The 12,620-nt window shown below is 54.3% G+C and carries 10 protein-coding genes and 8 pseudogenes; 6 read left to right on the top strand and 12 right to left on the bottom strand.

Features of this window, described 5'->3' with window-relative positions; genetic code table 11:
* Positions 1-21: 21 nt before the first annotated feature.
* The 6 genes and pseudogenes from ACTBDU_RS13525 to ACTBDU_RS13500 all read right to left on the bottom strand — a co-directional run.
* Positions 22-422 (bottom strand): annotated as a pseudogene (locus ACTBDU_RS13525) (transposase); the annotation flags it as partial.
* Between the two features lie 98 nt (positions 423-520).
* A complete protein-coding gene (fur, locus tag ACTBDU_RS13520) occupies positions 521-988 on the bottom strand; it encodes a ferric iron uptake transcriptional regulator (RefSeq protein ID WP_438806817.1) in 468 nt (155 codons plus the stop codon).
* Between the two features lie 318 nt (positions 989-1,306).
* Positions 1,307-1,822, bottom strand: coding sequence for a flavodoxin FldA (gene fldA / locus ACTBDU_RS13515; RefSeq protein WP_438806818.1), 516 nt, complete (start codon positions 1,820-1,822; stop codon positions 1,307-1,309).
* A gap of 78 nt (positions 1,823-1,900) precedes the next feature.
* A pseudogene (ybfE, locus tag ACTBDU_RS13510) lies at positions 1,901-2,195 on the bottom strand (LexA regulated protein).
* Positions 2,196-2,373: 178 nt separating this feature from the next.
* A pseudogene (locus ACTBDU_RS13505) lies at positions 2,374-3,095 on the bottom strand (alpha/beta fold hydrolase).
* Complete coding sequence (locus ACTBDU_RS13500) at positions 3,052-3,270, bottom strand: hypothetical protein (RefSeq protein ID WP_438806819.1); 219 nt, start codon at positions 3,268-3,270, stop codon at positions 3,052-3,054. The pseudogene ACTBDU_RS13505 and the gene ACTBDU_RS13500 overlap by 44 nt, the downstream one beginning before the upstream one ends.
* An 85-nt stretch (positions 3,271-3,355) precedes the next feature.
* Here ACTBDU_RS13500 and seqA point away from each other — a divergent pair, with 85 nt between their 5' ends.
* The 6 genes and pseudogenes from seqA to pxpB form a co-directional block, all read left to right on the top strand.
* Complete coding sequence (gene seqA, locus ACTBDU_RS13495; RefSeq protein ID WP_438806816.1) at positions 3,356-3,910, top strand: replication initiation negative regulator SeqA; 555 nt, start codon at positions 3,356-3,358, stop codon at positions 3,908-3,910.
* 20 nt (positions 3,911-3,930) lie between these two features.
* Positions 3,931-5,577, top strand: coding sequence for a phosphoglucomutase (alpha-D-glucose-1,6-bisphosphate-dependent) (gene pgm / locus ACTBDU_RS13490; RefSeq protein ID WP_438806815.1), 1,647 nt, complete (start codon positions 3,931-3,933; stop codon positions 5,575-5,577).
* A 281-nt stretch (positions 5,578-5,858) separates the two neighbouring features.
* Positions 5,859-6,812: pseudogene (locus ACTBDU_RS13485) on the top strand (YbgA family protein).
* A 15-nt stretch (positions 6,813-6,827) separates the two neighbouring features.
* Positions 6,828-8,273 carry a deoxyribodipyrimidine photo-lyase gene (phrB, locus tag ACTBDU_RS13480; RefSeq protein WP_438806814.1) on the top strand — a complete coding sequence of 482 codons (1,446 nt, stop codon included), beginning with the start codon at positions 6,828-6,830 and terminating at the stop codon, positions 8,271-8,273.
* A gap of 16 nt (positions 8,274-8,289) precedes the next feature.
* Positions 8,290-9,033 (top strand): type 2 GTP cyclohydrolase I, encoded by a 744-nt coding sequence (locus ACTBDU_RS13475; protein WP_438806813.1) that lies wholly within the window; start codon positions 8,290-8,292, stop codon positions 9,031-9,033.
* A 115-nt stretch (positions 9,034-9,148) separates the two neighbouring features.
* Positions 9,149-9,562, top strand: a pseudogene (gene pxpB, locus ACTBDU_RS13470) (5-oxoprolinase subunit PxpB); the annotation flags it as partial.
* A 121-nt stretch (positions 9,563-9,683) separates the two neighbouring features.
* Here the strand turns inward: pxpB and ACTBDU_RS13465 are convergent.
* The 6 genes and pseudogenes from ACTBDU_RS13465 to ACTBDU_RS13440 all read right to left on the bottom strand — a co-directional run bounded on the left by ACTBDU_RS13465 (position 9,684) and on the right by ACTBDU_RS13440 (position 12,289).
* Positions 9,684-10,059, bottom strand: a pseudogene (locus tag ACTBDU_RS13465) (Mor transcription activator family protein).
* A pseudogene (locus tag ACTBDU_RS13460) lies at positions 10,053-10,458 on the bottom strand (gp16 family protein). Before ACTBDU_RS13460 ends, ACTBDU_RS13465 begins: the two co-directional pseudogenes overlap by 7 nt.
* 538 nt (positions 10,459-10,996) lie before the next feature.
* On the bottom strand, positions 10,997-11,200 hold the full coding sequence (locus ACTBDU_RS13455) for a hypothetical protein (RefSeq protein ID WP_438806812.1): 204 nt from the start codon (positions 11,198-11,200) through the stop codon (positions 10,997-10,999).
* Positions 11,197-11,670, bottom strand: a pseudogene (locus ACTBDU_RS13450) (host-nuclease inhibitor Gam family protein). Before ACTBDU_RS13450 ends, ACTBDU_RS13455 begins: the two are co-directional and overlap by 4 nt.
* A 98-nt stretch (positions 11,671-11,768) precedes the next feature.
* Positions 11,769-12,002 carry a hypothetical protein gene (locus ACTBDU_RS13445; RefSeq protein ID WP_438806811.1) on the bottom strand — a complete coding sequence of 78 codons (234 nt, stop codon included), beginning with the start codon at positions 12,000-12,002 and terminating at the stop codon, positions 11,769-11,771.
* 11 nt (positions 12,003-12,013) lie between these two features.
* Positions 12,014-12,289, bottom strand: a complete 276-nt coding sequence (locus tag ACTBDU_RS13440; protein WP_438806810.1) for a hypothetical protein — start codon at positions 12,287-12,289, stop codon at positions 12,014-12,016.
* Positions 12,290-12,620 lie beyond the last annotated feature (331 nt).

Here is a 12,620-nt window from a genome sequence, read left to right as displayed (position 1 = left end):
AATAGCGTTCGCCTACCGGCTTGGCCTGTCAGGACGACTTTTCCAGTATTTGTAACTGCTGCGATGAACACTGAACACGTGGCAGAGTGTGGCCACAGGATAACGCGCTCTGAGTTTCCCGATTAACAACTGTTCAGGGAGTCTGACATCAAGAGCGCTGTAGCCTTTTTTAATATTTCATTTTCCATTTCAATGCGTTGTACCTTCTTCTTGAGCTCACGTATTTCGATTTGTTCCGGGGTTATGGGAGAGACTTTTGGCGTTTTCCCCTGTCGCTCATCACGCAGTTATTTTACCCATTTCGTTATCGTAGAAAGGCCGACGTCCATAGCTTTTGCTGCTTGTGCGGCGGTGTAATTTTGGTCGACAATAAGTTGAGCGGATTCGTGTTTGAATTCAGGACTAAAATTTCTTCTTTTCATTGCTGCACCCGTGTTGTTCTGAGGTGCGCATATCACCTCTGTTCAGGTGGCCAAATTCAGTGTGCCACTACACGTGATCTGCCGGCCTGGGCCGGCGGTCAGAATTTTACGACGTACGGATCATCTATATCATGCAGGGTTTCATCTTCACGGCAGTCGCCCTCTGCGCAATGACCATAAAGATAGAGACTGTGGTTGGTCAGTTTAATATTGTGCTTTTTCGCGATATCACGCTGGCGCGCTTCAATAAACTCATCGCGAAATTCGATGACCTTGCCGCAATCCAGGCAAATAAGGTGATCGTGATGATGCTGTTGGGTGAGCTCAAAAACCGATTTGCCGCCTTCAAAATTGTGGCGGGTGACAATACCGGCATCATCGAACTGGTTAAGTACGCGGTAAACGGTGGCGAGCCCGATTTCCTCACCCATATCGATCAGCTTTTTATACAGATCTTCCGCACTAACGTGGTGGCATTCCGGGTCTTGCAACACTTCCAGGATCTTGAGCCTGGGAAGGGTCACTTTCAGGCCGGCCTTCTTTAAGGCGATGTTATTGTCAGTCATGCGGGTTTGGTCCTGTTACTTGATAATCAAGCTATAAGTTAACACAGCCTATAACAATCGTCGGCCTGAAAATGGTTCACTGTCTCATTATAGAACTCGCGGTCACAAATGAAAAGAGACTTATTTTCATTATAGCCCACTCAGCGAGTAAGGATTATGTTACCTTTTTAGATTCAAAAAATTACACAAAGTGCGGTGCCATTGTAGTGCTTTGGCGGAAAAAGTTACAAAATTGTAGCTATTAATTTAAAAGAAATTATTCATTAAGCCTAAAAACGGCAACCTGCCGCCCGGAGAGGCCGGACGGCGGCAGGGCGATTAGCCCAGATTCATCTCTGTGCTGATTTGTTTAACCCAGCTATCGACGCGCTCGGCGGTCAGCTCTGGCTGCCGGTCTTCATCAATGGCCAGACCAATAAAGTGATCGTCGTCGGCAAGTCCTTTCGACGCCTCGAAATGATAGGCAGCGGTAGGCCAGTGGCCAACCAGCGTAGCGCCGTTGGGTTCAACAATATCCCGCAGAGTGCCCATCGCGTCGCAGAAATACTCCGCGTAGTCCTCCTGATCGCCACAGCCGAACAGCGCAACAATCTTGCCGTTGAAATCGACCTCCTCCAGCGTGGGGAAAAAATCATCCCAGTCGCACTGCACTTCACCGTAATACCAGGTCGGTATACCCAACAGCAGACGGTCGTACTGTTCCAGATCTTCTTTGCTGCTTTTGGCGATGTCAAAAGCATCAGCAACATCGGTACCCAGTTGCTTCTGGATCATCTTGGCAATATTTTCAGTATTGCCGGTGTCACTGCCAAAAAAAATGCCTATACTCGCCATGAATATCAAAACCTCATAAATATTAATGATATGCTCAATCGTCAACTTTAAGCTGATACGGGCAATAATAGTAGAACATCACCTAAAGAGATACCTGCCGGCGGGGGGTTTTTGCGTCAAATCCTCCCTGGGCGGTAAACGCGCCCGCTGCTCGGCTAATCTGTTCAGCGCATCTACCGCCTGCGCATTAATTTTTAACTCCACCCGGCACCGCCCACGCATTTTATCACGCCGCAGCTGGTTGCGCTTGTTGATTCCGAGCTGTTCATCCCTTGAAAGGGGGCTGCTTTTTGGCCGTCCCGTCCCGTCCCGGACGACGTTCATCTGTAAATAAATCCAGTGTGGTGCGCGGTCCGTTTGTTTTTTTTGCCATAATTGATGAAGGGAATATGCAACCGTAAGCGGCAGGGTCGCCGGCGGGTGGGCCTGAGCCCTGGCCGGCGTCTTCCGTAGCGTTATCTTTACCGGTCCCTGGCAGCCGGCATCCAAAAACCCGTCATCCTACCCTAGCGACGCGAACGGCGACAATGGCTAAAACTGCCTCTGCCGGCTTAACTCTCCGCCAGAAAACGCGCGTCGGCGCGCAGTAGCGACTCGGGCTTTTCGGCATGCGCCCAATGGCCAGCGCCGGCCACCACGTGAGCGCGAGCATGGGGAAATTACTGACGAATCTGGTCGCGGGGGCGGTCATCCAGATAAGGGGAATTGCCGCCGCGGATAAACAGCACCGGCCCGGGCCAGGGCGCCTGGGTCCGCCAGCGGATAATGTCGGCATAATTGTGCGCAATGCTTTTAACATCGAAACGCCAGTCGTTTTGATGAAACGATTTCAGTGGAAACTGCACAGTGCCGGCGTCGTCGATATTCTGCGCCATCAGCCGCGCCGCCTCACTGCGCTGGATGACCCCGGCGTCGCTGACGTGCGCCAGCGCCGTAAATATAACGTCATGGCGACGGACCTCATAGGCGACGGGCGCCATGTCGATAACTAGCGCCCGCGCGATGCGTTCCGGTGCCTGCGCGCACAACGTCATTGCCACTTTGCCCCCCATGGAATGACCGATGACGATGCAGCGCTCAATAAGTAGCGCGTCCAGCAATGCCAGTACATCCTGCGCCATTTCGTCATAACGCATGGTGGGCGCATGGGAGGGGACAGGCCGTGATTGCGTAAATCGATTTGCAGCGTGCGATGGTTCTCGCCAAGGGGACGGGCCAGCACGCCAAGATTATCCAGACTGCTGAACTGGCCGTGGATCAACACCACCGGCAGGGCCTATTCCGGCTGATGCGCCGCCTGCAGCCGATAGTTCAATTTCATAGCGCTCCTTTTGCTGCAAAGAAAAGCAGTAGCCCATCATGAGTTTAGCGTTGCGAAGGCCGCGGCAGGAAAAAATCGACGCTTGCGCGGGCGGGATGATGGGCCGGGCAGATTCCAACTTTTTCACCCCAACCGCGGTTGGTGCTGTTCGTTGCCAGGGTTTAACTTGTATAATCGGGACGATTAATTTATGTGGAAAATAACAGATTACAATGAAAACTATTAAAGTCGATGAAGATCTTTACCGCTTTATTGCCGGCCATACGTTACATATTGGCGAAAGCGCCTCCGATATCTTGCGCCGTCTGTTGAAGTTTACCCCTGGCGTTGACAAGGCTTCCACCCCGGCCGCGGCGGTGACGACGGCGGCAAAACCCTCAGAAAAATTGGAATCTGTTCGTCCACTGCCCGAGAGGGTTCGCGCAATGCGTGAATTATTGCTCTCAGACGACTATGCTTTGCAACGCAAGGTAGTAGATCGCTTCATGCTGTTGCTGACCACCCTGTATACCCTGTCGCCCCAGGCGTTTGCCGGCGCGACCGAAACACTGCATGGCCGTACCCGCATGTATTTTGCCGGCGACAGAGAAACGCTGCTGCAAAGCGGCCACCAGACCAAACCGAAACAGGTGCCCGGTACGCCTTATTGGGTCATTACCAATACCAACAGCGACCGCAAACGGAGCATGATTGAGCATATTATGCTGGCAATGCAGTTCCCAACGGAGCTGATAGAAAAAGTTTGCGGCACTCTTAAATTTCATTGACTAGCAACGGAGAAGCGCCGATGGCTAATCACCCCCGCGCCGGGCAGCCCGCCCGCCAGAGTGATTTAATTAATGTGGCACAATTAACGTCGCAATATTATGTATTGCGACCGGAGCCGGGTAATAGCGCTCAGGCGGTGAAGTTTGGTACCTCGGGACACCGCGGCAGCGCCGGACGCCATAGCTTTAACGAAGCCCACATTTTGGCCATCAGTCAGGCTATCGCCGAAGAGCGCGCCAAACAGGGAATTGTGGGGCCGTGCTATGTTGGCAAAGATACCCATGCGCTCTCCGAGCCGGCGTTCATCTCAGTACTGGAAGTGCTGACCGCTAACGGGGTAGAGGTTGTGGTACAGGCGGACAACGGCTACACGCCGACGCCGGCAATTTCCAATGCTATTCTCACCCACAATCGCGGCGGCGGCGCACAACAGGCCGACGGCATCGTCATCACCCCTTCCCACAATCCGCCTGAAGACGGCGGCATCAAATATAATCCGCCCAACGGCGGGCCGGCGGATACCAACGTAACCCGCGTCATTGAAGAGCGCGCCAATGCGCTGCTGGCGAAGAATCTGAGCGGCGTTAAGCGCCTGACGCTGGACCAGGCCTGGCAAAGTGGTCATATTCACGCACAAGATCTGGTGCAGTCCTATGTCGAAGGGCTGACAAGCGTTGTGGATATGCCGGCAATCCAACGCGCCGGGCTGAAACTTGGCGTCGATCCGCTGGGCGGTTCCGGTATTGCCTATTGGCAGCGCATCGCCGAGCATTACCGGTTGGATCTGACGCTGGTGAATGAAGAGGTAAACCAGACGTTCCGCTTTATGCATCTTGATCATGACGGCATTATCCGCATGGACTGTTCATCAGAGTCAGCAATGGCCGGCCTGTTGGCGCTGCGCGATAAATTTGATTTGGCGTTCGCCAACGATCCGGACTATGATCGTCACGGTATTGTCACTCCGGCGGGCTTGATGAATCCGAACCATTATTTGGTGGCCGCAATCAACTATCTTTTTCAGCACCGTCCCCAGTGGGGCGATGAGGTAGGCGTGGGTAAAACGCTGGTGTCCAGCGCCATGATTGACCGGGTGGTCGACAGCCTGAGCCGCCGGCTGGTGGAAGTGCCGGTAGGCTTCAAGTGGTTTGTCGATGGCCTGTACGACGGCAGTTTGGGCTTTGTCGGCGAAGAGAGCGCCGGCGCGTCATTCCTGTGTTTTGACCGCCAACCCTGGTCCACCGATAAAGACGGTATCATCATGTGCCTGCTGGCGGCGGAGATTACCGCCGTAATCGGCAAAAATCCCCAGCAGCATTATGATGAACTGGCTCAGCGCTTTGGCGCCCCCAACTATAACCGCATCCAGGCGCCGGCCAGCCACGCTCAAAAAGCGATTTTGTCCAAGCTTTCCCCTGAACAGGTCAGCGCCAGTACTTTGGCGGGTGATCCGATTACCACGCGCTTGACCGCGGCGCCGGGCAATGGCGCAGCTATTGGCGGACTGAAAGTGATGACACAAAACGGCTGGTTCGCCGCCCGGCCTTCAGGCACCGAAGAAGCGTACAAAATCTATTGTGAAAGTTTCCTTGGCGCAGAGCATCGCCAGCAGATCGAGAAAGAAGCGGTGGATATCGTCAGCGATGTGCTGAGCGGAGCAAAATAAGCAGACTGCCAGCGGTCGGCACCGCCCGACAGGAACCGCTGCGCGCCAACCGGGCAGCCTGCGTTGCCCGACAATGCCGGCCGCGGCTGAATCAAGCAGGCTGCGTCGCACGACGATCATTCAGCACGTTTACCGGCCATCTTCCGATGGCCTTTTTTGTCTGTCGTTTGCCCGGCGCCGCAGTCGTAAGCACATTGCCGGCAACATCTTATTGCCCGCCTGCGCATCAGGCGAAAATCGGCTACGCTTTGGCCTACCGTCATCGTCCGCAGGGGCCGAGTATGACCAATAGGATCCCCGTGGGTATCAGCGCTTGTCTGATGGGGGAAAATGTCCGCTTCGACGGCGGTCATAAACGTCTGGCGTTTGCCATGGATGATCTGGCACCGTTTGTCACGTTCACTGCGGTCTGACCGGAAATGGCTATCGGATTGCTGGCGCCGCGCCCGGCGCTCGGGCTAGTGCAAAATCCCCACGGCCAAATTGCTTTGCGTAACAGCAAAGAGAGAAGCACCATCAACCATACCGCCAGCATGGAGGCTTTTGCAGGTCAGCGGGTGCGGCAGCTCGCCGAGCTTTGCGGTTATATTGTCTGCGCCAAATCGCCGAGCTGCGGTATGGGACGGGTACGGGTGTACGCCTCACAGGGCGTGCAGAAAACCGGGGTAGGGCTGTTTACCCGCGTACTGCAAGAGCAAATGCCCTGGCTGCCGGTAGAGGAGGACGGCCGGTTGCAGGACGCGCAGCTGCGGGAAAACTTCGTGGCGCACGTCTTTACGCTATGGGAATTTAACTAGCTTATGCGCCGGCCGCTCACCCGCGGCGGGCTGATGGCCTTCCATCGCCGGTACAAACTATTGCTGCTAACGCATTCCCAGCCGGAGTACCGGCAGATTGGCCCTTTTGTCGCCAGTATGAACCGCTGGCCGTCGCTGGAGGCGTTTGCCCTGGCGTATCGCGACCGGCTGATGGCGCTGCTGCACCACCCTGCGACCCGCTGTAATCACACAAACGTACTCATGCATGCTCAGGGGTATTTCTACCGCTACCTCACCCGTGCACAGCGCAGCGAACTCACCGGGTTGATTGACAGTTATCGCCGGAAGTTACAACCGCTGCTGGCGCCCATCACGCTGCTGAAACATTATATGGCCGAATATCCCGATGCCTGGCTGGCGCAGCAGCGCTATTTTGAACCTTACCCCGAAGCGCTGCGGCTGCGTTACGGACATTGATGCTACGGATATGCTATGACAATTCATCTGGTCTGGCTGCGCAACGATTTGCGCCTGCACGACAATACTGCCCTGCACGCCGCCTGTCAGGATACGCAGGCCCGGGTGTTGGCGGTATTTATCGCCACGCCGCAACAGTGGCGGGATCACGATATGAGCCCGCGACAGGCGGCCTCTATCCGGCAAAGTTTGCGTCATCTGGCTGAGGAACTGGCGGCGCGCGGCATCGCGCTGCACTATCATCAATGCGCGGATTTCGCAGCCCAGGTGGAATGGCTGGCGGCATTTTGCCAGCGCGAACGGGTAGATAAACTGTTTTACAACTACCAATATGAACTCAACGAACGGGAGCGCGACCGGCGGTTAGAGCAGCGCATCGGCGAGCAGACGCTGTGCCAGGGCTTTGATGACGGCGTACTGCTGCCGCCGGGCAGCGTTCACACCGGCAACCAGCAGATGTACAAAGTCTATACCCCGTTTCGCAACGCGTTCCTGGGCCGGCTTGAAGAGCAGGATCCGGCCTGCCTGCCGGCGCCGTCGCCACGTGTGTGGACGTCATGCGCCAAGGTGTGCAAGATTGCGCCGTTTGATTACCCCATGATGCCGCCCGGAGAGGCGTACCCCGCCGGCGAAGCGGCTGCACTTTCCCGTTTGCGGACTTTTTGTTATCAGCAATTGCAGGATTATCATCGCGGTCGCGACATCCCGGCGCTGGACGCCACCAGCCGGCTTTCCGCCTGGCTGGCTGTCGGCGTTCTGTCGCCGCGCCAATGTTATCAGCGGCTGCGCAAAGCTTACCCGCGCGCGTTGACGCCGGAGCAGAACGGCGCGTTTACCTGGCTGAATGAGCTGATATGGCGGGATTTCTACCGCCATCTGCTGGTGGCCTGGCCGGCGCTGTGCCGCCATCAGCCGTTTATTCCCTGGACGCGTCATGTGGCCTGGCGACAGGATGATGATCTGTTCGACGCCTGGTGCGCAGGGCGTACCGGTTATCCCATCGTGGATGCCGCCATGCGGCAACTGGCACAGACCGGCTGGATGCACAATCGGCTGCGAATGATAAGCGCCAGTTTTCTGGTCAAGGATCTGCTTATCGACTGGCGCCGCGGCGAGCGGTATTTCATGTCGCAGCTCATCGACGGCGATCTGGCGGCCAATAACGGCGGCTGGCAGTGGGCGGCCTCCACCGGTACCGATGCGGCGCCTTATTTCCGCGTCTTCAACCCGACCACCCAGGGAGAGCGTTTCGATGCCAACGGCGCGTTCATCCGTCGCTGGCTACCGGCGCTTGAGTCGGTGCCGGATACCTATCTGCATCAGCCGCATCGTTGGCCCGAAGCGCATCGCGCCGGGCTGGATTATCCGCCGCCGATCGTCGATCATGGTAAAGCACGCGCACGGGCCCTGGACGCCTATGAGGCGGCCAAAGCCCGGGGAGGGGCGCGGGACGAACCATGATGAAAGAGGCGAATCGATGCGTAATACCGAACTCGAACACATTATCAATCAAAAGATTAACAGCAACGCAGTGGAGGATTATGCCCCTAACGGCCTGCAAGTAGAGGGGCGTCAGGAGGTCCAGCGTATCGTCACCGGCGTTACCGCCTGTCAGGCGCTGCTGGATAGCGCTCTGGCCCATGGCGCCGATGCGGTCATCGTTCACCACGGTTATTTCTGGAAAAACGAGGCGCCGGTTATCAGCGGCATGAAGCGCCGGCGGCTGAAAACACTGCTGGCTAACGATATCAATCTGTACGCCTGGCATCTGCCGCTCGATGCCCACCCGGAACTGGGCAATCACGCACAGCTTGCGGCAGCGCTGGACATTCGGGTGACCGGGGCACTGGAACCGCTGCTGCCGCAAGGTGAACTCGCATCGCCGCTTAGCGGCGATGCGCTGCGCCTGCGCCTTGAGCAAATCCTGGGGCGTAGCGTGCTGCACTGCGGCGACGGCGGGCCGGCGCAGATCTCGCGGTTGGCCTGGTGTACCGGCGGCGGTCAGGGGTTTATCGAGCTGGCGGCGCAGGCGGGGGTAGACGCCTTTATTACCGGCGAAGTGTCCGAACAGACCATCCATGTCGCCCGTGAACAGGGCCTGCATTTCTATGCCGCCGGCCACCACGCCACCGAACGCGGCGGGATCCGTGCCTTGGGCGAGTGGCTGACCCAACAGTATGATTTGGATGTAACTTTTATCGATATTCCCAATCCTGCCTAGCGCTTTTGCCCGGCCATTCTCCGATTGACAGCGCCTCCCGGGTTGTGCATGCTCATGGACTATTAATGAGCTAAATAATGAATCCGGCATCAGGCCGGTTTCCCAGGAGGCGGGATTGCAACGGGCGCGATGTCATTTGTTGGGGGAGCGGGCGGTGGTGCTGGAGCTGGAGCCGCCGATCAATCTGGAAAGCCAGCGTTGCATTTGGGGGCTGGCGCAGCGCATCGCCTCACACCCGGATGTTCGCGAAGCCATTCCCGGCATGAACAATTTGACAGTGCTGCTGACCCATCCACAGCTCACCGCGCTGGATGCGATAGAACTCCTGCAACGCTGGTGGGAGGAGAGCGAATCAGTACTGCCCGAAGCGCGGCAGATAGCCATCCCGGTCATTTATGGCGGCGATGCCGGTCCCGACCTGGCGCAGGTGGCGGAACATACCGGCATGACGCCACGCCAGGTGGTGGAATGCCATGCCGGCGCTGACTATATTGTCTATTTCCTCGGCTTCCAGCCGGGGTTTCCCTATTGATAGGACGTGAAATATTTAAAAGGGAAACGTGCGATAAATGTGGATCTACCTGGAACAAACTGGATCTATTTGGGACAGGTTACGGTAATTAAGTTTCACTATGTGAAACAAGAAACGGTCATCTAGACGGATTATCTTCATCTTCAAACAGACTGCCCTGGATGCGAGCCAGCTCTTCTTTTTTAACCCGCTTCATCATGGAATAAATCCACTGTAGCGAAACTTTATATTTACGCGCTAGCGCGTGATTGTTATGGCCGTTGAAGTCAGCAAATATCTCCAGGTCACGCTGGCTGACTTTCCATACCAGCCCCCATCGGGAAATAAACATTTTGCCCTCCCCAGACCGCCATCATCTGACTGGCGACGGCATCGCCTATCTGGCTGGCAACGGCAGGGTCAACGTCGATAATCTGCCTGACAGTCTGGGCGGTGTGCTCGGCCAGCTCAACCAGTAACTCTGGCCCTTTGCTACGAAAGGTATTCTCTAGCATGATGTTGCCCTCGCCACACGTTTTTGCCACTGCTTGAGTTTCTCGATAACCTGACCGGCCTGTTTGCTATCCAGCCAGTAAGGCGAATCACAACCGGTTTCCCGTTTAACAAAGTTGGGCAAGGGCTGTTGCTGATGCATCCCGGACAATGCCCTCGCGAGCCATTGTCTGCCATAGGGCTTGCATTTTTTGGATTTGCGGACGGTCAGCCTGCTTTTTTGTACTGGCGTGATGGGGTTGGATACGAAAGCCTTTGGCTTTCAGCGCGTTTAACACCTGAGCCAGTTGAGCGATATTCAGAGCTTTTGCCGATGTTTTCCCGGCTAGCCTGTGCAGCATCTGGCGGTAAGTCGTGTCGTCTAGCTTGAGATTGTGGGTGGCAATATGAATTAACTGCAGGTATTTTTATTGGGTCATCGGTGGCGTCCTTTATCGTCGTGGTTGAGGTCAGGGTTCCTTATGCTATGGGCAAAAAATAATCCTTCGGAGTTTGAAGGATTATAGAATGAATATTGTTATTATATAATTGAATGGTTTATATGCCAATTTTCTGCTATGACTTTCTCACGCAAATTGCCCAGGCATCAATATCTTTGAACGTTTCAAATTTTTCCGCAAACAGTCTGGCGGGCTGTTAACAGGCGGTTTCCGTGTCAAATTCCTGTGTGTGCAGGGAAGAAAAAGCATTATCGGCATAAGGACTGGCATACATGGCCAAAATTAATATCCACATGGTGATGTCCTCCTCGTTAATCGGCGGGTTTATTGAAATTATGGGGCGTTAACGGCGAATTTGCCGTGATACGTTTTAGTGGCACGACATTCCAGTTAAGTACCCAGGTGCTATACGGCTGTCCGCAGTAAGGACAGGCCAATAGCAGGTCAATTCCCCACTCGCCGCTTTCCGGTTGTTGGGTAATCTCGGCCTGGGTAGGACTCAGGTGGTGGGTTGCCTGATGGCAGCTGACGCAGGTAATACTCGTAATGTGTTTTCCTTATCTAAGAGTTCGGCCAATATATCGAAGGCATTTTGAAATTCACAGTACGCAGCGGCAGAATGGTCTGCCTGCAGATGATGCATGGCGCAGTTAAGGCGTTTTTCAATCTGACGGCGCAGATGTTTTATTTCCTGATAGCTCATGCGCTGACCTCCTGCTCGAAGGGCGTAATAATGAAATCCTCAAGCTGGAGATGAAAGGTAATGCCGCGAATATTAAGGGGCCTGATGGTATCCTGATTTTTTAGCAGGGCATTTTTATCCACCTGTGCCTTGCGAATAATGCAGTGGTGTTGCCCGTTTTCTTCCAGTGCCTGCAGGATATCGTCCATCCCTTTGAGGGACACGGATGGGGCGGTTGCGCCATGACACCTCGCCGGTTATCCGGTTATCCGGTTAACGGTTTTGGTTTTGGTTTTGCCGTTTTGGGTCAGTCCCTCCCGGTTGGCTTCACACCAGGTCTGGATACCTTTTTGCAACAGGGTTATCCGGGCTTTCATGGCTTCAATATCTGCAGCGTGTTGATAAGTTAACCGCGCAATTTCATCGTTAATCTGCGTCTCCAGTCGGGTAATTTCCCGCTGGATATCGCCCAGCCGCTTAATATCGTCCATCACTTGTTTACGGGTTTGCGGCGTGCAGGCGCCCGCCACGGCTTAAAGCCGTGTTATTTTCTTTGCCATTTTTTACCTTTTAATCAAAATATCGATAATTAAACGCGCTCGAAAATAATTTTTTCAAGAACGTCTCTGTGTTGAATATGCTCAAATACGTTAATGCAATATCGGGCAGCTATTTCACCAAGACGCTGGTCTTGTTCATTAAAATCACGGCAGTTCTCGCAAATCGACAAATAGGTTTTATAGTCCTGTTCCGTAACATCTACGGTTTTTGCCAGATAAACCGATTGGCGAGCAATAATACGGACAGGTCGTGTTTTTATCATTAGCGTACCTTTCAGGTTATTCGGCAGTTGTCTTGCAGGAACTGGTATTTTTCCCAGCGACCCTGATGGTCAGTACCCAGGGCATAGCGAACGGCCTGCCCCTTTTTATGTAATGCATCACACCGTCGGTCATGCAGCAGGGTAATGATCAAACGGCTATAGCCATCAACGATAAATTGGTTGATGGTGAAACTTTCATCGCTAAGTTTGTCTATCACCGATAGGCATTGCCTGACCTGCTGCTGGATAACCTGGCAGGTCATCGCTGACGGGTTTTTAATAGTCACGGCGTGGAGCCTACTTTAATGCACACTGTGAATAATATTAGCGTCGATAACCGGAATGTAGCGATGAAAAATATTCTGGACTAATTTGAAGACAATTTTGGACTCCCTTAAACCCTAAAAAATGGCTATTTTAGACAGTCCAGAATTGATTGAAAAATTTATAGCTAAGGTGGGCGTCAAGCTTCTCCAGCTACTCTCCTTCGGTGTAGTGGCACACTGAATTTGGCCACCTGAACAGAGGTGATATGCTCACCTCAGAACAACACGGGTGCACCAATGAAAAGAAGAAATTTTAGTCCTGAATTCAAACGCGAATCCGCTCAACTGGTTG

Origin of the sequence: Sodalis sp. (in: enterobacteria), assembly GCF_051710625.1 — a bacterium.
Lineage (GTDB): Bacteria > Pseudomonadota > Gammaproteobacteria > Enterobacterales > Enterobacteriaceae > JBPESN01.
Note: the sequence above shows the minus strand (reverse complement) of the source record. Positions and strands in the feature narration are given on the sequence as shown.

Excerpts from the sequence above, each read along its gene's own strand:
- fur (WP_438806817.1), bottom strand. The coding sequence starts at position 988 with ATGACTGACAATAACATCGCCTTAAAGAAGGCCGGCCTGAAAGTGACC.
- fldA (WP_438806818.1), bottom strand. The coding sequence starts at position 1,822 with ATGGCGAGTATAGGCATTTTTTTTGGCAGTGACACCGGCAATACTGAA.
- seqA (WP_438806816.1), top strand. The coding sequence starts at position 3,356 with ATGAAAACTATTAAAGTCGATGAAGATCTTTACCGCTTTATTGCCGGC.
- pgm (WP_438806815.1), top strand. The coding sequence starts at position 3,931 with ATGGCTAATCACCCCCGCGCCGGGCAGCCCGCCCGCCAGAGTGATTTA.
- phrB (WP_438806814.1), top strand. The coding sequence starts at position 6,828 with ATGACAATTCATCTGGTCTGGCTGCGCAACGATTTGCGCCTGCACGAC.
- ACTBDU_RS13475 (WP_438806813.1), top strand. The coding sequence starts at position 8,290 with ATGCGTAATACCGAACTCGAACACATTATCAATCAAAAGATTAACAGC.
- ACTBDU_RS13455 (WP_438806812.1), bottom strand. The coding sequence starts at position 11,200 with ATGAGCTATCAGGAAATAAAACATCTGCGCCGTCAGATTGAAAAACGC.
- ACTBDU_RS13445 (WP_438806811.1), bottom strand. The coding sequence starts at position 12,002 with ATGATAAAAACACGACCTGTCCGTATTATTGCTCGCCAATCGGTTTAT.